This is a genomic window from Variovorax defluvii (assembly GCF_039541515.1).
GTDB lineage: Bacteria > Pseudomonadota > Gammaproteobacteria > Burkholderiales > Burkholderiaceae_C > Variovorax > Variovorax defluvii.
Genome location: NZ_BAABGJ010000080.1, coordinates 331689 through 351380 on the forward strand (window position 1 = coordinate 331689; position 19692 = coordinate 351380).

Below are 19692 nucleotides of genomic sequence, written 5' to 3' on the forward strand. Positions count from 1 at the left end.
GGGGCAGATGTGCACCAGAAGGCTCCCACCAGGGGTGTAGGGAGTCTATATGAAACCGGTTTCAGACACCATATCAGGGATTCCCCTAGGCGGGGCAGAAGCCGGCACCCCATCGCCCGTCACCAAGGCAGAAAGGTGCCGTGTCTACACTGGCGCCATGCAGCAGATCACTCCAGGCTTGGACGCTGCGGCGCAGGCGGCGGGCGGGGCACCGAGGGTGCGGCACCTGCGTGCGACGCTCCTGTGGCCCTTGCGGCTGATGCCGACGCCGAGCGCGCCGCACGACCGGCGCAGTCCGTGGGAACTGCTGAAGGAAGCCGGCGCCGACTCTCCGTGGCGCGAGGTGGTGGACGAATACACCGGCAGCAGCGAAGCCTTCCACGAGCGCCACTACAACGAGTTCGTGAGCTTCCTGCCCTACGTGCAGCGTTTCCTCTACGGAGAGGGACGGCGCGGCCGCGAGGCGGGCGGCCACGGCGGCGAATCGCCGATGCATGTTTTCCGGCGGCACGACATCGCCGCCGTGCGCGTGGTCGCCAGGCCCGGCGATGCACCGCTGACGCTGCAGGTGGTGCACACCGACCTTTATTTTTTCTTCGACGTCGACGTGGTGATGCTCAACATGGAAGTCGGCGCCGACGACCTGGGCCTGCCGCAGGCGCAGGAGACGCTCTACCGCTTCGGCCGCGCCTATCCCGGCGGATGGGACGCGAAGGGCGCGGCGCTGCACTGCATGAGCAGCGTGGAGTGGCTGGATGCGAAGGGCCAGGTGCTCGCCAGTTCCGACGCGCAGCAGAGCGATCTCTTCCTTGCGCACGTGGCCGAGCACCGCGCGCCGCGCATCGCCGCGCACTGGGCCTGGCTGATGCAGCCGCTGGTGAGCGACCATTCGGGCGAGCCCGGCCTACTGCGCTTTCGCCAGCTCGAGTACTACCGCATGCCCTTGATGGCCTACCTCGCGCTCGACGATCCGCGCAAGCTCTCGCGCCTGGACTTCATGCGACTGACGCTGGTCACCGGCGCCGCCGAGCCGGCCGTCGGCCGCGGCGGCCCCCTGCCCTTCGCCGAGGACCACATGATGGACTTCGAGCAGCGCTACTGCTACGACCGCTTCTGGGTCGATGCCGGCAGCGCGCCGAACACGCGCTACCTGTGCAGCGGCCGCTCGCTGGTCGTGGTCGGCACGGCCGACTCCGAGTTCTTCTGCTGCCGCGACCGCGGTGTGCTGGCGCAGTTCCGGCACCAGCATTTCCTGGTGTTCCTGATCGCGCATTTCCAGAAGGCGGCGCTCCTGATGTTCTCCGACCGGCTGGTGGAGGCCCTGCGGCGGCTGGACGTGCACGACGTGGCCAGCGTCAAGCGCTTCAAGCGCGCCATTCGCGCGAGCTTCGAGGGCTTCCTGCGTTTCACGCACCGCTACTGGTTCCATGAGATCTCGGAGCAGGCGCAGGTTCGCGCGCTGTACCGCCTGTGCACCAGCCACCTGGCGCTGGACCCGCTGTACGAGGAGGTGAAGGAACGCATCGCCGACATGAACACGTACCTGGACGCCGACAGCCTGCGCCGCCAGGCCAACACGGTGGTGCGGCTCACGGTGGTCACGCTGTTCGGCCTGATCGGCACCATCACCACCGGCTTCCTCGGCATGAACCTGCTGGCCGAGGCCGATTCGCCGCTGTGGAAGAAGCTGGCGTGGTTCGGCGTGGTGGGCGCCTTCACCACCTGGCTGACCTTTTACACGCTGATCAAATCGAAACGGCTGTCGGACTTCATCGATGCGCTGTCGGACGAGCGGCAGAGCTTCAAGAGCCGGCTGGGGGTGCTGGCGCGGGTGTGGAAGCCGGGGGCGGATTGAGGGGCTTGGGGGGCGTCAAGCGTCCAAGTCACCTGCCCTGAAGGGAGTTCACTTTGTCACAAGACGACCCTGCGCTCCGCCCGACGATCATCGGGCTGCGCAGTGACCGGTTCAGTCTTTCCGGACGCCTTTAGTTCCAGTTGGCGGCCAGCACAACGTTCAAAGTCGTCTGGTAGTCAGGAGATACTGTGGTCTGGCCCGACGAAGGGGGTGCGAACGCAGCCATGGCAGCGATCAGGGCATCGACCTGGTTGTTCAGCAACGCCGTGCCGTCCGAGAGCTTGAACCGTTCGACCTGGTGGGCGCTGCCTGAGTACCAATCGCCGAGCGTGAGCTTGTCGTTGGTGCCGATGATGCTCATCTCGAGGTCGCTGCCCAGCCGGCGGAGCCAGAGCTGATCGGCGCGGATGTCTCCACCGAAATGGACCACGTCGGTGTTGCCGGCGGTGGTGTCATAGTCGTACAGGGTGTCCTGGCCGGAGCCTCGGCCGAACACGTAGGTGTCATTGCCAGCGCCACCGTAGAGGGCGTCGCTGCCTGCACCGCCATCGAGCGTGTCATTGCCGGTTTCGCCATAGAGCACGTCGGCGCCGTCCTGGCCATGCAAGGTGTCGTCGCCACTTCCACCGCTGAGGGTGTCATTGCCCAGGCCGCCCGTGATCGTGTCGTTGCCGCTTGTGCCGTTCAGGCTGTCGTTGCCATCCGTGCCGGCATACAGCTTGCCCAGCAGCGCCGCGATGTCCCAATTCGTGCCGTCTTCGAACCGCACTTGCTGCAGCGTGTTGTAGTTGTTGACCGGGTTGGTGCCGTAGAAGAAGCCGGAGAAGGTGATCTTGTCGCTGGTTCCGGCGATCGAGAACTCCAGCGTATGCCCGCCTACCTCGTCGTCGTAGACCTGCTTGATGACGACATCGCCGGGCGCCACGCCCGCCTTGAAGCGCAGCGTGTTGAGCTTGCCTGCCGTGGAGTCGAAGGTCGCACGAATCTTGTCTTGTCCGTCACCGCGGCCGAACAGGTAGATGTTGTTGCCGTTACCACCGTACAGCGTGTCATTGCCGGCTCCGCCATCCAGCGTGTCGTTGCCGGTGCCGCCGTTGAGCGTGTCGCTGCCATCGCCTCCAAAGAGCCTGTCATTGCCGTCGCCGCCGGAAAGGCTGTCGTTGCCCCAGTCGCCTTCGAGCGTGTCATTGTCGGCGCCGCCATCGAACGCGTCGTTGCCCCCGCCACCCTTCAGCAGATCATCCCCTGCCGCGCCATTGAAGCTGTTGCCGTTGGCGTCCCCTAGGTAGGTGTCCGGCTTGGCGGTGCCGCTGGTGGTCGCTCCTGCGTAGATGTTCAAGGTCGCGAGTTCGGTCCTCAGCGCCGAATTTGCTGGTAAGGCTTCGACCCAGCCGCGCAGGGTGTCCAGCCCGGTGAAGCCCACCGCCTGCAGGGTGGGCTGGGCGAAGCGGTTGAGTTCCACCAGATCGAGGACGGCCTCGCGTTCATTGGCGGCTTTCTTCTGATCGAGCAAGGCGGCCAGTGCCGTGGTGTCGAAGCGGATGCCGTTCCCATCGATCGTCAGTTGGATGGCATCGAGGTAGGGCTTGAGCCGCGTCTGCAGCACCAGGGCGCTGTAGACGCTCTCCTTCAAGGCGTCATAGCTTTGCTGCAGAAGCGTGAGCTGGGCAGCCGGCGGCGCGATGCCGTAGCCGACGCGGGTCACAAGAGTGACGGAATCGGTGGTGCTCGTCCTGGTGGTGCCGGCAGTCATGGCCGTGCCATTGGTGCCGGTGCTGTAGAAGCGCTCGCCGTTGAAGACCTCCAGTACGGCCACGAGGTTGCGGTACTGGGCTTCAGTCATGCCGGCGGGCAAGCCGCTGATCTTGACGTTGCCGTCCAGGGTGGTTTCCAGGCTTTGCCAGAAGTCGGAGCCCTGGGCCCAATCGGTGATGAGGCCATCGAGCAGGGCGCGCTGGGCGTCCCGGGTGCCGGCGCTGCTGAAGGCGGCCAGGCTCACGCCGAGCGCGGGGCTCAGGCTGACGGCCTCGGCCAAGTCGCGGGCGCGGCCGGAGCCTTGCATGTTGGGCAGAGCACGGGCCTGCTCGGTCAGCGGCACGGGGACGGTGAACTCGCGGTAGAAGGCGTTCGATTCGAGGTCGATGGCGCCGACGGTGCGGTTGACCTGCACGCCATCGACCTCGTGCGTGAAGCTGGCGCTCTGGGCGATCAGGTTGCCGTTGACCGTCGTGCCGGCCTGGGCACCTCCGGTGGCGTTGGTCGCACTGCCGTTCACGCCGATGCGGCTGATCTGAAGCTCGGCCAGCCGGAAGAGTTCGTCCGTGGTGCAGATGGCGTTCTGATCGAGGTCGCGCCAGACCATGACCTGGTTCCACAAGAGGTCGGCTTCGGTGAGTTGTCCGTCGGCGTTGGAATCCAGATCGCCGAGCGCATCGAAGCCATTGACCGCGTTCCTACCGTCGCGCTTGAGCGTGTCGATGCCGAAGAGTTCGCGGCCTGAGTCGATCGAGCCGTTGCCGTTGAGGTCGCGGACGAGGATCCCGTCGTCGGCGCCGATCCAACCTGTGCCGGTGCGAATGGTGTCAGCGTTGTGGTCGAAGAGGATGGAGCCGGAGGCGCGCTTGAGTTCGAGGCCATCGCCATCCAAGTCCAGCATCAGGGGGTCGACCGGCTGGCGCCAAGCGCGCGCGGTATCGAAAAACTGGTCCACGAGTCGATCAATGTCCGACCAGGGCAGGCCTGTGAGGGGATCGACCATGCCGACACCAGGCAGGCGCGTGTTTTTGAACGCTTCTCCAAGTGCACCGATGGCACGGCTGATCTGCTCCCAATTGGCCATCCCGGGCGCGTTGTCCATCCACTCCCGGGCGCGGTCGCTGATGCTGGGATCAGGCGAGAAGGCGTGGCCGCCCATCTCCTTCGAGAGGCGAACGCTTTCCCAGAAGCCATCCCAGCCTGTGCCGCCCGTGTCACGAAGCCTTTCCCAACGCTCTTCGGCGGCGTGCTCGCCTTGGGTCTCCTTGATGAGGTCGAAAGGAGTTTTGAGGGTCCAATTGTCGATGCCCAGGTCGTTGTCCTTGAAGGCTTTTTCGTGAAAATCGCGAGTCTCCTTAAAACTGACATCTCGATCGACTGGCCCGCCTGATTCTCTAGCGATTTTTTTCAAGGAATCAAGATAGCCTTGCGCCATGTCTTCTTTAATTTCATCGAATTTTTCTCTGTCAAGATTTTTGCAAGCCTCCTTTCCGAGCCCCATTAGCGCCGAGCCATTTAAATATTGAAGCGCAGAAGCGCCAGTCAGAGTATCTCCTCGTGCCACTCCCGCTGCCCAACCTGCATACTTGTACCCCCGATCGTTCAATGCATCGTACATTCCATTAATATTTCCAGAATCCAGCATCAGTTGATATTGATCCAGTTGGTTGGCATCCAATTTTTCTGGCATTAACTTTTCCTCTCTGTTGATTGATTTCAGTTATTTTTGACTTTAAATTCGAACAAAAGCTTCTTGACGGAAGTTTGAATTTCTTGCCAGTGAGCCAACATCCCACGTCGGTATCCGACTTTTAGCTTGACCCGAAGAAAAGGATCGAGGTAAAAAAACTGCTCGCATGGCGCCGCAGCGTGATTGCGATTGCTGCATTCAATATATGTTTCAACTCTTCCGTTGTTGTTGTATCCAACAAACAGGTCGCGATCACGGATGTCGCTTTGGTATCCCTTTTTGGGGTGGAAGTTTCGCAGTGACTCGTCAACGCCGACGGGCGTATATACATCCAGTCCAAATTGCTTGCTTGGCAGCTTCTCGTATTGAAAGTCCTTTTCGCGATTCATCCAGGAAACACTTCGCTCCAAGAACTCCCCATCACCAAAAAATGACCCCGCCGTGATCGAAACGTTTAACCAAGGCGTGTTAGAGATCCTGTATTTGCGTTGATCGGCTTCTTGCTCTTTATATGGAATCACCATGAAGTCAGGATAACGCACCCTGAATCCCAGACTAGTAAAGCCCAATCGATGGGTGCGCTCAGGCTTCGGCCCTTTCCGCTTTTCACCAAACCCAGGATCGCCTTCGTACTCGACGTTCTCCACAAATCCCGCTGGAAAAGTCACCGGCATTCCACCCAGATTTCCAATGACCGGTTTGTCCACCGGCTTCAGCGACACTCCCGGAGGAAACAGTGGGTGCTCCTGCTGCAATTCCGACGAGGGATCCACAGGGGGGACCTGAACGTGCAGTTGGTACGCGATGAGGCTTGCAAAGCCCACCAGTACTGCTACGACGAGCCCGAGTGCAATCCACGCCGCGGCAGTCGAGCGGCGGTTCATTGGCGCTGCGGCGCCACCACATTTAGGGGTGCTGTTCTCAGATTGCATGGCGCTAGGTCCTCGACTTGCATCCGCGCCAGACGCTGCGTCTGCGCAGGCCCCGATTAGTGAGGCTTGTTTGAATTACGGGAAAAATCACCGATGAACACGGCGAAGCCAGTCCCGATGACTGGGGTTGATCTGGATTGTGCAAAGCAGCGTTGTACATAATTTCTCTGAAGATCTTTTATTGCACCAACAGATCAAAAGCAGTCGTTGACCCGTTGCTTCGCCGTGGCGAAGGCCGCCACGCTATCCACATTGCTCCGCTGTTTTGCAGCGTCGCCAGAATTCATCAGATTTGTCGCCCCTTCCCCTGCCGGGCCCCGGCCTACGCGATGACTTCCAGACCTGTAACGCTGTCGACTTCACCCTTGAAGCTCTGGGACGAGGCTGCGATTTACCGTAGTGCCGGCCTGGGGAGCCACCGGCGGTGTCGGTCGCACTGCCGTTCACGCCGATGCGTGTTGACCGGGTTGATGCCGTAGAACCATTGGCGCGCTTGAGTTCGAGCCCATCACCGTTCATTCATGCCGGCCGGGACTCCGCAAGCACCAAGTTGCGGACTTTCGCAGGGCGGTCTGCCGGCGTCAGCAGCGCGCACCCGGCGGACGAAGGAATCGGTAGAGGCCGGCTCGCGCGCGATTGTGCCGATCCGCTCCCCTTGCGAGTTCGTCGGTCCGTCAATTCGCCAGCGGCCCGCCCGTGCGCGGCAGCCAGACCTCGATGTTGCTCTTCGTCTCGCTGCCGCCCAGCGGCCGCAGCTTGATGACCCAGGGCTGGCCGGTCGGCGACGCGGCGGTCTGGACCAGCGCCTGGGCGCAGGCGCGCATCTTCTCGTCGCGGATGATGACGGTGGGCTCCGGATGTCCCACCGGCGGCGAGCGGCCGGCGCGGCGCGAGGTGCTCAGCACATCCTCGATCGGTGGCACGGAGGCGCCCAGGCTGCGCCAGGGGCCGCGCCAGCTGCGCGCCTTGTCGCGCAGCGCCGGACCGTAGAGCTGGATGTAGACCACCGAGCCTTCACACACGTCGGCGGCCGGCCGCGGCGGCTCGACGCCGCTGGCGGGGGCCAGGTCGGCGCCCGGCGGCGCAGGCGGATAGGCCGGCGGTGCCCCAGCCTGCGGCGGCCCCGTGGCCACCTGCAGATCGCCGGGGCCGCCCCGCAGATCCTGCACCCGGTCGCGCAGCCACACCACGGCCGGCCACGGCGCGGGCAAGGTGCCGCTGCAGTTCTGCTTGGAGCCGACCTGGCCGGTGTAGTCGCGTGCCCAGTAGCGCGGCGCACAGGGCGGCGCCTGCGCGGGCTGGAGGCAGTCGATGCCGTTGCCCGCGTCGAGCAGGCGCACGCAGGCCGGCGCGCGCTGGGCCGGCGGCTCGTCGGTGCAGGCCTGCTTGGCGTCGTCGACGATGCGCACCGAGAGGCGGAACTTGGCCATGAAGTTGTCGCGTCCGTCGCGGCACAGCAGGTCGCCGGTGCGCAGCAGCTCGGCCGCGAGCTGCGCCGGCGCATCGCCGCTGGGGCTGCCGGTGTGAAGGCGGGCCCAGCGCTCGGTCAGTTCCTTGAACGAACTGTTCTCGGCCCGCTCGGCCTCGGCCCGCTGGGCGCGCCAGCTGTCGATGCCCTGCCAGGCCGCGACGCCGAAGGTGGCGGCGGTGCCGATGCCGACCGAGGCGGTGACCGCGCCCGCCCTGAGAACGCGCGCCTGCAGGCGGCTCATCGAGCCCACGGCGGCGGCGGCGGCGCTGTCCTTGTCTTCTTCCGCCTCGCCGCCGGTCCTGGCCCGCACGATCGCCTGCGGCTGGCCGTCGTCGGGCATGAAGAGGCCGGGCGCGCCCCTCGCGACCTCCTCCAGCATCTCCGCTTCGAGGCGCGCGCCGATCTCGGCGCCCAGGCGGAAGTAGCTCTCCCACTGCGCCTCGTCGAAGAACTGGTCGGTGGTGGGCTGCTGCGGAAACAGCGGGTTGGCCGCCTTGAAGTTGACCAGGTCCACCGGCAGCGCGGCCGAGACATTGGGCTTGACCAGCACGATCTGTCCGGTGGCGCCGCTGGTGTAGCGCACCTGCGCCAGCGCCAGGCAGGCCTGGCTGTTGGGCGAAGCCAGGTCGTTGAGCGAGCCGAAGGCGCCCAGGTGGGGCCAGTCGGCGCCGGGGCGCGGCTTCATGAAGGTGATCTCGGCGTTGAGATCGATGCGAGCGCGGCGGATCAGGATCTCCAGGTCGCAGAAGCGGTAGTCCGGATCGGCGCCGCAATCGGCCATGACGATGAGCGCGGCCTCCTGGCGCAGCAGCGCGTAGGCCCCGGTGTTCTCGAAGTGGCCGCCGTCGCTCAGATACCAGTTGGCCGAGCTGCTGCCGGGAAAGACGCCGAAGCATTCGAGCAGCATGAAGCGCGTCTTCATCAAGAGCGGGCTGCCGTGCACGGCCGCGCCGCGCTGCACGATGCCGGCCTCGGCACTGTTCCACCAGTAGCCCAGGCGCAGGCCCGCGAACACCGACAGCGCGGCGATGCCGCGCTTGGTCATGCGCCCGAGGCCAGGGGCGAAGGCGGCCCCGGAGATCGCGGTCCAGGCCCCGAGCGTGAGCGCGCCTTCGCCATGCGCCTGCGCCCAGGCGGCGCCGCCGGCCTGCATCAGGCCCATGGGACCGATGATGAGCGGCTGGCTGCGGCGGTCCCGGTTGAACAGGCGCTGCTTGGTGTCGTGTGTCTGGTTGATGCAGACGTTGACCAGGTGCACCGGCCCGCCGTGCAGGTGGGGCGCGTAGCGCAGCTGGGAGATGTCGTCGTGCGCATCGACCTCGCCCACCGGCACCTGCGGCGGCTCCAGGCCCGAGACCTGGTCGGTCGGGCTGGCGCCCAGGCGCCGTGCGTTGGCCGCGCCCAGGTAGCCGCGCACGATGCGCGCCTTGTAGAACATGTGGAGCGATGAGACATTCAGGAAGGCGAAGTTGCGCCCCGTCACCAGCGCGTAGCTGAAGACGATGACGAAGATGGTGCCCAGCCAGACCCAGCCGCGCGAGAAGTCCAGCCCGGCGGGGGTGAACACCGGCAACAGCGTCGCCGAATAGACCACTCCCACCCACCAGGCCGCGAGGCAGAAGGCCAGCAGCAGGCCCAGCAGGCTGGCCAGCGAGAGCAGCACCGACTTGCCGATGCCGGGCGCCTCGATCTTCTGCGACAGCAGCATCGGCAGCACGCCGCGCAGCCCCGCGGCCACGACCAGCAGGATGGCGCCGTAGGTGGCCCGGACCTCCTGGGCCTCGGCGGCGATCCACCAGCCGGCGCGGTCGAGCAGGCCCAGCATCACGATCATGAGCACGGTGTTGAGCACCGAGGCCAGTGCGTCCGTCAGCTCGTTGCGCAGTTCCGCCGGCGAGCGCTTGCGGCGGCGCCACAGCACCCACAGCAGCGCCACCACCCAGCACAGCGCGAAGCCGACGAAGGCCGGTGTCAGCCAGAGCTGACCGCTGTAGTCGCGCACCAGCCGCGGGCCGATCCAGCAGGCGCCGGCGGCCAGTGCGCACCACATGCCCACCTGCATCAGCATGGAGCCGGTGGATTTGCGGTCGCGCACCGACCAGTAGGCACAAGCCAGCACGATCGAGGCAAGAAAGGGTCCGACCAGCGTGAACCACAGCGTCGGCCACTGCGTGGCCCACTGCACCAGCAGGCGCAGCGAATGCACGCTGGCCAGGTCGGTCACGCCGGTCACGGCGTCGGGCGGCACGCTGTTGAGGTCGACGGCGCGGAACACCGCATCCCACAGCAGCAGGTTGATGGCGGCCAGCACCATGCCGATCAGGCTGGCGGCGATGGCGATCTCGATGTGGGTGCCCAGCAGGTTGCGCAGGCAGAGCGCGGTGGCGAACAGGGTGTCGCGCAGGCCGCCGGGGATCAGGTAGCGGCCGTTGCTGCGCAGCCACCAGCCGAAGCGGGCGCGGTCGACGTCGGCGAAGGCGCGCTCGATCTCGCGCACCTCGTCGGCCGACCCGGCGTTGGTGCACAGCCGCCCCAGCGTGGCGCCGATGTAGCCGCCGCCCGAGACGGTGGAGACGAGGTCGAACTTCAGCAACTGCCGGTGCGCGGCCAGCGACTTCATCAGCCCCAGGCAGAAGGTCGCGCTGCGGATGCCGCCGCCCGACAGTGCCAGGCCCCAGGGCCGGTGCCCGTCGTCGGCGCCGGAGAGCGCCTGCCGGCGCGCGGTGACCAGCTTCTGGATCGCTTCGTCCATGCAGCTCCTTGTCTTTCCATGTGAAATATTTCACGGTGGAACGGGCGCCACAATGCCGCAAACGGTCTATGCCGGATCGATGCCGGAGGCGGGTAAGCTCGCCGGGCCGCACCCCTGCCCCGCCCCCATGACCCTCGCCGCCTTCTGCAAAAGCCTGTCCCTGGCCGCCACCTTCGGCCTGCTCGCCGGCTGCGCCGGCACCGCCAGCGGGGCCTGCGAGACGCCGTACGCCAGCTCGCCACAGATGGGCAAGGGCTGCGTGTTCGAGAACATGCCCAACCCGCAGGCCCTGCCCTCGGCCGGCGCGTGGAAGATCTGGTCGCGCTTCCTCGTGGCCACCAAGACGGGCACGGTGCCGGTCGATCCCATCCCCGTGCGCCCGGTCAGGCCGGCGCAACTGGAGGCGTTGGATGTTGAGGCGAACCACATCATCCGGCTTGGCCATTCGTCGCACCTGCTGAAGCTGCGCGGCAAGTACTGGCTGATCGACCCGGTGTTCGGCTCGCGCGCCTCGCCCTTCAGCTTCATCGGGCCCAAGCGCTTCCACGCGCCGCCGCTCACGCTGGAGGAGTTGCCGCCGATCGAGGGGATGATCCTCTCGCACGACCACTACGACCATCTCGACGTGCCGACCATCGAGTACCTGGCGCAGCGGGTGCAGCGCTACTTCGTGCCGCTGGGCGTGGCGGCGCGCATGGTGGAGATGGGCGTGCCGCGGGAGCGGGTGACGGAGTTCGACTGGTGGCAGGCGGCCGAGCATGAGGGCGTGCGCCTCACGGCCGCGCCGGCGCAGCATTTTTCCGGCCGCACGCTGAACGACCGCAACCGCACACTGTGGGCCTCCTGGATCGTCGAGAGCGGACCGCAGCGCATCTACTACAGCGGCGACTCGGGCTACTTCGGCGGCTTCCGCCAGATCGGCGAGCGCTTCGGCGGCTTCGACCTCGCGCTGATGGAGAACGGCGCCTACGATGCCTATTGGCCCTCCGTGCACATGACGCCCGAGGAGAGCGTGCGCGCCTTCGAGGACCTGCGCGGCAAGGTGCTGTACGTGGTGCACAACAGCACCTTCGACCTGGCCTTCCACACCTGGCAGGACCCGCTGGTGCGCATCGCGAAGCTGGCCGAGGCGAAGAAGATCGAACTGGCGACGCCGGAGATCGGCGAGGTGCTGACCATCGGCCGGCCGCGCACCAACAAGCTGTGGTGGGAAGGGCTGAAGTAGGCCGCCCGCTTAAATCGCGTCGGTGCCGGGCACCCGCGGCCGCGGCGGCGTGTCGATGTGGCGCAGCGAGCCGTACTTGCGCGCATACACCCAGGTGAACTCGGCGCCCAGCAGGAAGATCTGCGCCGAGTAGTAGACCCACACCAGCACCACGACGAGCGAGCCCGCGGCACCGTACCCCGAGGCCACGCTGCTCTTGCCGATGTAGAGCCCGATCAGGTGCTTGCCGACGGTGAAGAGCAGGGCCGTCACCGCCGCGCCCACCCACACGTCGCGCCACTGCACCCGCGCGCGCGGCATGATCTTGTAGATCATCGCGAAGCCCACCGTCACCATGGCGAAGCTGAAGACGAAGTTGACCGTCTGCGCCAGTGTGGCCCAGGCACCGAAGACCGGCGCCCACCACTTGCTCAGCGCCGCCAGCGCGGCACTGGCCACCAGCGACACCATCAGCAGGAAGCCGATGCCCAAGATCATGCTGAAGGACAGGAGGCGCACGCGCAGCAGGTTGAACAGGCCCGGACTGGCCTGGCGCTGCGGCACGCGCCAGATGCGGTCCAGCGCGTCCTGCAGCTCGCCGAAGACGGTGGTCGCGCCCAGGACCAGGAGGGCCAGGCCGACCAGGGTGGCGATGATGCCCTCGCGCGGCTTGTTGACGGACTCCAGCATGCCCTGCACCGCCCGCGCGCCCTGTTCGCCCATCAGGCCTGACAGCTGGGTCAGGATCTCGCCGCGTGCGGCCTCCTGGCCGAAGACCAGGCCGGCGACGGAGATGACGATCAGCAGCAGCGGCGCCACCGAGAACACGGTGTAGTAGGCCAGTGCGGCACCCATGCTGGGGGCGTAGTCGGCCTTCCACGACAGGACGGCCTGCTTGAGGAGATCGAAGAGTGCGCGCGGCTGCATGCCGGGAGTGTCGCAGCGTGGCGCGCGGGGACGTGTCGGCGCGCTCCCCGACTTGCGGCGCCACGGAACCGCGCTGCCACCATAATCGTGCGCGATGCAATTGGCCCCCTCCCCCGCGGCGCCCGCCGAGCGACCGCAGCCCCGCTCGACCGGCGACCTCTTCGTGTCTTTCACCTGGCTGGCGCTGCAGGGCTTCGGCGGCGTCCTGGCCGTGGTGCAGCGCGAGGTGGTCGAGAAGAAGCGCTGGCTGACGGCCGACGAGTTCCTCGAGGACTGGGCCGTGGCCCAGGTCCTGCCGGGCCCGAACGTGATCAACCTCGCGCTGATGATCGGCGACCGCTACTTCGGCCTGCGCGGCGCGGTGGCGGCGGTGGCGGGCATGTTGACGGTGCCGCTGTTCGTGATCCTCGTGCTGGCCCTGCTGTACGCCCACTTCGCCGGCAACCCGCAGGTGGCAGGCGCGCTGCGCGGCATGGGCGCGGTGGCCGGCGGGCTGATCGCGGCGACGGGCATCAAGCTGGCCCCGGCGCTGCGCCGGCACCCGTTGGGCTTCGGCGTGTGCGTCGGCATCGCGGGGATCGTGTTCGCCGCCATCGCGCTGCTGCGCGTCCCGCTCGGATGGGTGTTGCTGGTGGTCGGCGGCGCGGCCTGCGTCTGGACCTGGCGGAGGCTGGGCGCATGAGCATCTCGCTGCAATGGCAGGACTGGCTGGGCCTCTTCGGGCAGTATCTGCTGCTCTCGCTGCTTTCCATCAGCGGCGCCATCACCACCGTGCCCGACATGCACCGCTACCTGGTCGACCGGCATGGCTGGCTGACGGACGCGCAGTTCAGCTCCTCGGTCGCGATCGCCCAGGCGGCGCCGGGGCCGAACGTGCTCTTCGTCGCGCTGATGGGCTGGAACGTGGGCATCAATGCCGGCGGCGGCGTCGGCGCCGGGCCGCAGGCCTGGGCGCTGGGGCTGTTCGGTCTGGCGGTCACGATGATCGGCATCATGCTGCCGAGCACCACCCTCACCTACCTCGCCACGCGCTGGGGCCACCGCAACCGCGAGCGGCGGGGCGTGCGTGCCTTCAAGCAGGGCATGGCGCCCGTCGTGGTCGGCCTGCTGGTCGCCACCGGCTGGGTGCTGTCCACCGGCACCCATGGCGGCGACGCGCCCGCCTGGCATCTGTGGCTGCTGACCGGCGTGGCGGCCTTGATCGTCTGGCGCACCCGCATCCACCTGCTGTGGCTGCTGGGGGCCGGCGCGCTGCTGGGCGCCGGCGGCTTCGTGTGAACCTCTGAATCCTCTTCAAGGAGAGCCTCATGCAACTTCGACCGCTCGGCCGCTCCGGCCTCCACGTATCGCCGCTGGCCTTCGGCGGCAACGTCTTCGGCTGGACCGTGGACGAAAAGCTGTCCTTCCGCCTGCTCGATGCCTGGCTGGACGCCGGCTTCAACTTCGTGGACACCGCGGACGTCTATTCGTACTGGGTGCCCGGCCACAGCGGCGGCGAGTCGGAGACGATCATCGGCAAGTGGCTGCGCCAGAGCGGCAAACGCAATCACGTGGTGCTGGCGACCAAGGTGGGCAAGCCGATGGGCGAGAAGAAGAAGGGCCTGTCGCCGGCCTACATCCGCGAGGCCGTGGACGCGTCGCTGCGCCGTCTGCAGACGGATCACATCGACCTCTACCAATCGCATGACGACGACGCGGACACGCCCTTGGCCGACACCCTCGGCGCTTTCGCGGACCTGATCAAGGCCGGCAAGGTACGCGCCATCGGCGCCTCGAACTACACCGCGCCGCGGCTGGCGCAGGCCCTGGACGTCGCCGAGCGCGCAGGCCTGCCGCGCTACGAAAGCCTGCAGCCGCTCTACAACCTGTACGACCGCGCGGTGTACGAAGAGGCGCTGGAGCCGCTGTGCGCGGCGCGGGGCGTGGGCGTGATCAACTTCTACGCCCTCGCCGCCGGCTTCCTGACCGGCAAGTACCGCAGCGAGGCCGATGCGGCCAAGAGCGCGCGCGGCGCGAGCACCACGAAGAAGTACCTGAACCCGCGCGGCCTGCGCATCCTGGCGGCGCTCGACGAGGTCGCGAAGGCGCATGGCGCCACGCCGGGCCAGGTGGCACTGGCCTGGCAGATCGCGCGGCCTTCCGTCACGGCACCGATCGCCAGTGCCACCTCCGTGCAGCAACTCGACGAGCTGGCGGCCGCGGCGCGCCTCACGCTCGATGCGGAGGCTGTTGCGCTGCTCGACGAGGCGAGCGCCGAGCCGGGATCGACTCGGCAGTAGGCTCGCTCCGACATGCATTGACGGCAGCCGCCGCCTGTCCCGTCCGGGGGAGCGCACCGAGACTGGGGTCCGTTTCGTAGACGGAGAAGAACCATGTCCTTTGTGCTTTACATGATTGGCTTCGCAATCTTTCTCGCCGGACTGGCGTGGGGCGCGTCGGTGGCCGGGGTGCCCCCGCTGTACATCGGGATCGGCGCGCTGATCCTGCTGGGCATCGGCATCTTCAGTGCGGTGGGACGCACGCGCAGCAAGGACCCTTCGTAGCGCGCATCGTGTGCATGGCCTCTTGAAATCCGCGGGAGCCGCTCCTAATTCCTCCAGCGGATGCGCCGGAGGCGTCTTCGGCGCTCCGTTCGTTTCAACCGAATGGAGGTTTTCGCCATGTATCGATCCCTGTTCCCGCGTGACTTGTTCGCGGAGATGGATCGCCTGCAACGCGAAATGCAGCAGGCGCTCGATCTGTCTCCGAGCATCCGAGGCCTGGGCCGGGGCGGTTTCCCGGCCCTGAACATCGGCGGTACGCCGCAGGCCGTGGAGATCTACGCTTTCGCGCCGGGCCTGGACCCGAAGACCCTGGACATCCAGCTCGACCGCGGTCTTCTGAGCATTGCCGGGGAGCGCCCTTCTGCCCTTCCCTCGTCCGAATCGGGCTCGGCCGTCCACATCAACGAGCGCTTCACCGGCAAGTTCCGGCGCATGCTGACGCTGCCCGACGACGCCGACCCGGAGGCGATCTCTGCGGACTACCGCGATGGCGTCGTGCACATCACGGTGCAGCGGCGCGCCTCCGCGCAGCCCCGCCGAATCAACGTGCAGTAAGAAAGGAGCAGTGACATGAACGAAGTCGACACTGCCCGTTCCAGCACGCCGTCCGTGCGCAGGAACGAGGCCCGCTATGACGACGCGGCGCTGACGCCGCCCGTGGACGTGGTGGAGGACGCCACCGGCATCACGCTCTACGCCGACCTGCCCGGCGTCTCCAAGGACAAGCTGCACCTGCAGGTGGAATCGGACACGTTGACCATCGAGGCCGAATCGGCGCTGAACGTGCCGGAGGGACTGCAGTCCAGCCACACGGAAGTGGGCCTGGCGCGCTTTCACCGCGTTTTCACCCTGAGCAAGGAACTGGACACGGAGAAGGTGACGGCCGAGCTGAACCACGGCGTGCTGACGCTGCGCATCCCCAAGCTGGCGCGTGCGCAGCCGCGGCGCGTCGAGGTCAAGGTCGCCTGACGAGGGCGGGGTCGCCCGGTCGGGCGGACAGCAGGACGATGCGCCTGCCCTGCCTTCGGGCGGCCGCGGCCCCGCGCCACCGGGGGAACGGGCGAATCAGGCGCACGTGCGCTGGCGCATCGCCTCGTAGAGGCACACCCCGCTCGCCACCGAGACATTGAGGCTCTCGACGGCTCCGGCCATCGGGATGCGCACCAGTTCGTCGCAGGTCTTGCGCGTGAGCTGGCGCATGCCCTCCCCTTCGGCGCCCAGCACCAGCGCGAGCGGGCGCTTCAGGTCGCTCTGGTAGAGCGTGCCCGGCGCGTCGTCGCTGGTGCCCACGCACCAGATGTTGCGTTCCTTCAACTCGTTGAGGGTGCGGGCCAGGTTGGTCACCATGAAATAGGGCACGGTCTCGGCTGCGCCGCTGGCGACCTTGGCGACCGTGGCATTGATGCCGGCCGCATGGTCCTTCGGTGCGACCACTGCATGCGCGCCCGCGCCGTCTGCCACGCGCAGGCACGCGCCCAGATTGTGCGGATCGGTGACGCCGTCGAGCACGAGCAGCAGGGGCACGGTGCCGGCGGCTTCCAGGCCTTCGAGCAACTCGTCGAGCGAGCGGGTCTGTGCGATCGGCTGCACGCGTGCGGCCACGCCCTGGTGGCCATGGCTGCCGCTGAGCTTGGAAAGGCGCAGCCCGTCGGCCTCGATCAGGCGGACGCCGGCTTCTTGCGCACGGGCAACGAACTGGCGCATGCGGGCGTCGCGCCGGCTGGCGTCGAAGAGCACTTCGATCACCGAAGCGGGCGCGGTCTTGAGGCGCACGCCAACGGCATGGAAGCCGAAGATCACTTTGGGGGAAGACATCGCGGGATTATCAAGCCCCGCCAGGCGCGAGGGCGTGGGCAGAAGGACTGCCGAGGCCGCGACTGCTGCCTTGTCGCGCCTCGCGTCCTCAGTCCACCTTGATGTAGTCCGCCGAGATGGAAAGCGGCACGCCCGGGCGTGTGATGGCGACAGAACCAGCGGCGTCGTCGAGAACGGGCCTTGTTTGCCGCTGCACCTCACCCGCCGGCGGCGTGGCCTCCGGGGCGATGATGGCCAGGCTGCCATCGCGGTACTGGATGTCATAGTTGCCCGAGGCCAGCCCCGAGACCGTCAGACCGTAGTGGCCGGGCAGCGACGCGCCCTGCGCGCTGCCGCCGTACGCCAGCGTGCCACCGAGCACCGAAGGGTCGTCCCCGGGAACGAAGCCGAGATAGCGCACGCCGTTGCCTCCCGCATAGGCCCGGCCGTTCCAGGGCTGGATGGCGTCGTTGGCAGAGACCATGAGGCCGGCAGGCGTGATGCTCGCGGTGGCCGTGGCATTGGCATCGAGCATGTAGTTGCCGGCGTCGGCACCGGCGAGCCTGCCGGTCACCGACACCGTCTTGTCGGTGCCGGCGTTCCTGTCGGCGAAGCTGCCTTTGGTGATGAGGTCCACGCTGTCGCCCACGATCGCGCCGGCCAGCGAGCCGCTGGTGGCCGCCATCGTGGTGCCGTCATAGACCTTGGCCGTCACTGTCAGGGGCGTCAGAAAGCTGCGCAGCAGTGGCGCGGTAGATCCCTCGTAAATGCGCCACACGCTGGTGCTGCCGCCCTGCGTCGCCAAGTCCCACGCGGCGAAAGAAGAGGCTTTCGTCATCGCAGCGCTGGAAAGGCCGAGCCCGATGTCGTTACGGCTGCCACTGGTTTGGCCGGTCGTGTCCACGTTCCAATAGGCGGGGCCCACAACCTGCGTGCCGTTCAAATGCCCCATCAGACCACCGACTTCAAACGTTCCGGAGACGCGGCCCGCAGCATAGACGTTGCCGACGATGCCATGATTACTAGTGCCAATCAGGCCGCCAATGAAGCTGTTGCCGGAGACGCTTCCTGTCGCGTAGGCGTTCATCGTGCTGCCGCTCGAATTCCGCCCGATCAAGCCGCCAACGTTCGTGTCGCCCGATACGCTGCCCGTGGCATAGGCGTTGCTGATGTTGCCCCCCCCTTCACTGCCGACCAAACCACCGACTGTGTCTTTGCCCGACACGCTGCCTGTTGCATAAGCATCCCTGACGGTGCCTTGCTGCTGTCCGACCAATCCGCCGACCAGTCGGTTGCCTGCCACATCGCCCGTGTTGTAAGCATGGCTGATGATGCTGCCTGCCTGTTGCCAGCCGACCAGGCCACCATCGACATTGGCACCCGAGATGCTGCCTCCGACCAGCCCGATGTTGCGCAATATGCTGCCGGCCTCGGTTTGGGAGAACAGGCCTGCGTTGTCACCTGGCTGACTGATGCTCAGCCCCTGGGCTACATGACCCAGGCCATCCAGAGTGCCGGAAAAAGAGCCTATGGGGCTGAACGCCACCGCACCGGCATTGATGTCGTTGGCGAGTGCATAGTGCCCACCGAGATTGGCGTCGATGCCCTGCAACGCAGCGACGTCCTTGACGAGTGTGTACGGTGTCCCGTTGATGCTCAGGCTGTTGCCATTCCCGGTGAAGTCCACCCGCCCCGTGAAGCCGCTGCCGCTCAGTGCCGCGTTCACGTTGCTGCCCGCCGCCGGCGTGGCCGCCGCGTCGCCGTTGGTGCCCCCGTAGTTCAGCGCCAGCCCCGCCGTGCCGCCGGCGGTCATCACGGCGTTGATGTCGATGTTGTTGGCTGCATTCAGCGTCAGGGTGTTCGCGTTCCAACTCACCGGTGCATTGACGTGGATGTCGCCCGGCTCGGTGCCGCCGGCGGCCGTCTGCAGGGTGACGCTCGTGCTGGCCAGGTTCGTCGAGAGCGTGCTCGCCCCGATGCCGCTGGCGCTCTGCGCCGCATTGCCCGCATCGATGGTGAAGTCCGTCGGATCGACCAGCCAGGTGCCCGTCTTGCCATGAGCGGCAAGCGTGCTGACCCGCGCCCCATCGGCCACCTGCACCTGCCGGGCCGAGGTCTCGATGAAGCCGCCGTTGCCGCCCGCCGGGGCGCTCGCATCCAGCGTGCCATCGACTTCCACCCGTCCGCCCTGCTTCTGGTCGGCCAGCAGCAGGATGCGGCCGTTGCGGCTGTCCACCGTGCGCGCCTGCAAGGTGCCGGTGTTGCTCACCACCGCCGAGGCCAGCGCGCTGGCGCCCTGCGCATTGAGCATGATCGATCCGCCATCGGCTTGAACGAAGCCGCCGTTGCTCACCAGCGTGGCCAGCTCGCCGGCATCCACGCCGAGCTGGAGATGCCCATCCGCCCCCGCTGCCAGCGTCACCTGGCGGCCCGCAGCCAAGGCCACATCGCCGCCCGGTGCCAGCAACTGCCCCTGGTTGCTCACGCGCGTGCCCAAGAGCGCGATGCGCCCGCCCGGCGCGACGCTGATGCGGCCCTGGTTCACCACCGAGGCGCCCTCGCCCTCGCCCGCGCCCTGCGTGAAGCGGTCGCGGCCGGCAAGAAAGTCCGCATCGCTGATGCCTAGCGTGGAGGCCAGGAGCCCGCCGGCATCGACCTGCGCGCTGCGCCCGAAGAGCACGCCCGACGGGTTGACCAGGTACACCTGACCATTGGCGCTGAGGCGCCCGAAGATCTGGCTGGCGCTACCGCCGGTGACGCGATTGAGCG

14 protein-coding genes are annotated in these 19692 nt (G+C 67.0%); 8 read left to right on the forward strand and 6 right to left on the reverse strand.

The genetic code is table 11. The annotated features are described in order from the left end of the window. Nucleotides 1–157: 157 nt before the first annotated feature. On the forward strand, nt 158–1855 hold the full coding sequence (locus tag ABEA07_RS24445) for a magnesium transporter CorA family protein (RefSeq protein WP_345541133.1): 1698 nt from the start codon (nt 158–160) through the stop codon (nt 1853–1855). 130 nt (nt 1856–1985) lie between these two features. Here ABEA07_RS24445 and ABEA07_RS24450 read toward each other — a convergent pair whose 3' ends face one another. The 3 genes from ABEA07_RS24450 to ABEA07_RS24460 form a co-directional block, all read right to left on the reverse strand. Next, on the reverse strand, nt 1986–5300 hold the full coding sequence (locus tag ABEA07_RS24450) for a calcium-binding protein (RefSeq protein WP_345541135.1): 3315 nt from the start codon (nt 5298–5300) through the stop codon (nt 1986–1988). Between the two features lie 26 nt (nt 5301–5326). Further along, nucleotides 5327–6232 carry a hypothetical protein gene (locus ABEA07_RS24455; protein WP_345541136.1) on the reverse strand — a complete coding sequence of 302 codons (906 nt, stop codon included), beginning with the start codon at nt 6230–6232 and terminating at the stop codon, nt 5327–5329. A 674-nt stretch (nt 6233–6906) separates the two neighbouring features. Then, nucleotides 6907–10455 carry a patatin-like phospholipase family protein gene (locus ABEA07_RS24460; RefSeq protein ID WP_345541138.1) on the reverse strand — a complete coding sequence of 1183 codons (3549 nt, stop codon included), beginning with the start codon at nt 10453–10455 and terminating at the stop codon, nt 6907–6909. Between the two features lie 127 nt (nt 10456–10582). Between ABEA07_RS24460 and ABEA07_RS24465 the strand changes: the two genes are divergently transcribed. Then, nucleotides 10583–11680 (forward strand): MBL fold metallo-hydrolase, encoded by a 1098-nt coding sequence (locus ABEA07_RS24465; protein WP_345541140.1) that lies wholly within the window; start codon nt 10583–10585, stop codon nt 11678–11680. A 9-nt stretch (nt 11681–11689) separates the two neighbouring features. Here ABEA07_RS24465 and ABEA07_RS24470 read toward each other — a convergent pair whose 3' ends face one another. After that, nucleotides 11690–12586, reverse strand: coding sequence for a YihY/virulence factor BrkB family protein (locus ABEA07_RS24470; protein WP_345541141.1), 897 nt, complete (start codon nt 12584–12586; stop codon nt 11690–11692). Nucleotides 12587–12680: 94 nt separating this feature from the next. Here ABEA07_RS24470 and ABEA07_RS24475 point away from each other — a divergent pair, with 94 nt between their 5' ends. The 6 genes from ABEA07_RS24475 to ABEA07_RS24500 all read left to right on the forward strand — a co-directional run bounded on the left by ABEA07_RS24475 (nt 12681) and on the right by ABEA07_RS24500 (nt 16098). Beyond that, complete coding sequence (locus ABEA07_RS24475) at nt 12681–13268, forward strand: chromate transporter (protein ID WP_345541142.1); 588 nt, start codon at nt 12681–12683, stop codon at nt 13266–13268. After that, nucleotides 13265–13864 carry a chromate transporter gene (locus ABEA07_RS24480; protein ID WP_345541143.1) on the forward strand — a complete coding sequence of 200 codons (600 nt, stop codon included), beginning with the start codon at nt 13265–13267 and terminating at the stop codon, nt 13862–13864. The genes ABEA07_RS24475 and ABEA07_RS24480 overlap by 4 nt, the downstream gene beginning before the upstream one ends. 29 nt (nt 13865–13893) lie before the next feature. Beyond that, nucleotides 13894–14865, forward strand: coding sequence for an aldo/keto reductase (locus ABEA07_RS24485; protein ID WP_345541144.1), 972 nt, complete (start codon nt 13894–13896; stop codon nt 14863–14865). Nucleotides 14866–14958: 93 nt separating this feature from the next. Further along, nucleotides 14959–15129 carry a hypothetical protein gene (locus tag ABEA07_RS24490; RefSeq protein WP_345541145.1) on the forward strand — a complete coding sequence of 57 codons (171 nt, stop codon included), beginning with the start codon at nt 14959–14961 and terminating at the stop codon, nt 15127–15129. Between the two features lie 117 nt (nt 15130–15246). Beyond that, the gene (locus ABEA07_RS24495; protein ID WP_345541147.1) at nt 15247–15684 is read left to right on the forward strand and encodes an Hsp20/alpha crystallin family protein; all 438 of its coding nucleotides are present in this window, start codon (nt 15247–15249) and stop codon (nt 15682–15684) included. A gap of 15 nt (nt 15685–15699) precedes the next feature. After that, on the forward strand, nt 15700–16098 hold the full coding sequence (locus tag ABEA07_RS24500) for an Hsp20/alpha crystallin family protein (protein WP_345541148.1): 399 nt from the start codon (nt 15700–15702) through the stop codon (nt 16096–16098). Between the two features lie 96 nt (nt 16099–16194). On the opposite strand, the gene rlmB is transcribed toward ABEA07_RS24500, so the two are convergent. After that, nucleotides 16195–16944, reverse strand: coding sequence for a 23S rRNA (guanosine(2251)-2'-O)-methyltransferase RlmB (rlmB, locus tag ABEA07_RS24505; RefSeq protein ID WP_345541149.1), 750 nt, complete (start codon nt 16942–16944; stop codon nt 16195–16197). An 88-nt stretch (nt 16945–17032) separates the two neighbouring features. Next, the coding region (locus ABEA07_RS24510) for a two-partner secretion domain-containing protein (RefSeq protein WP_345541150.1) at nt 17033–19692 on the reverse strand (2660 nt) is incomplete at its 5' end.

Bases quoted from the DNA above. Each gene is read 5' to 3' on its own strand.
- ABEA07_RS24445 (WP_345541133.1), top strand. From the start codon at position 158: ATGCAGCAGATCACTCCAGGCTTGGACGCTGCGGCGCAGGCGGCGGGC.
- ABEA07_RS24450 (WP_345541135.1), bottom strand. From the start codon at position 5,300: ATGCCAGAAAAATTGGATGCCAACCAACTGGATCAATATCAACTGATG.
- ABEA07_RS24455 (WP_345541136.1), bottom strand. From the start codon at position 6,232: ATGCAATCTGAGAACAGCACCCCTAAATGTGGTGGCGCCGCAGCGCCA.
- ABEA07_RS24460 (WP_345541138.1), bottom strand. From the start codon at position 10,455: ATGGACGAAGCGATCCAGAAGCTGGTCACCGCGCGCCGGCAGGCGCTC.
- ABEA07_RS24465 (WP_345541140.1), top strand. From the start codon at position 10,583: ATGACCCTCGCCGCCTTCTGCAAAAGCCTGTCCCTGGCCGCCACCTTC.
- ABEA07_RS24470 (WP_345541141.1), bottom strand. From the start codon at position 12,586: ATGCAGCCGCGCGCACTCTTCGATCTCCTCAAGCAGGCCGTCCTGTCG.
- ABEA07_RS24475 (WP_345541142.1), top strand. From the start codon at position 12,681: ATGCAATTGGCCCCCTCCCCCGCGGCGCCCGCCGAGCGACCGCAGCCC.
- ABEA07_RS24480 (WP_345541143.1), top strand. From the start codon at position 13,265: ATGAGCATCTCGCTGCAATGGCAGGACTGGCTGGGCCTCTTCGGGCAG.
- ABEA07_RS24485 (WP_345541144.1), top strand. From the start codon at position 13,894: ATGCAACTTCGACCGCTCGGCCGCTCCGGCCTCCACGTATCGCCGCTG.
- ABEA07_RS24490 (WP_345541145.1), top strand. From the start codon at position 14,959: ATGTCCTTTGTGCTTTACATGATTGGCTTCGCAATCTTTCTCGCCGGA.
- ABEA07_RS24495 (WP_345541147.1), top strand. From the start codon at position 15,247: ATGTATCGATCCCTGTTCCCGCGTGACTTGTTCGCGGAGATGGATCGC.
- ABEA07_RS24500 (WP_345541148.1), top strand. From the start codon at position 15,700: ATGAACGAAGTCGACACTGCCCGTTCCAGCACGCCGTCCGTGCGCAGG.
- rlmB (WP_345541149.1), bottom strand. From the start codon at position 16,944: ATGTCTTCCCCCAAAGTGATCTTCGGCTTCCATGCCGTTGGCGTGCGC.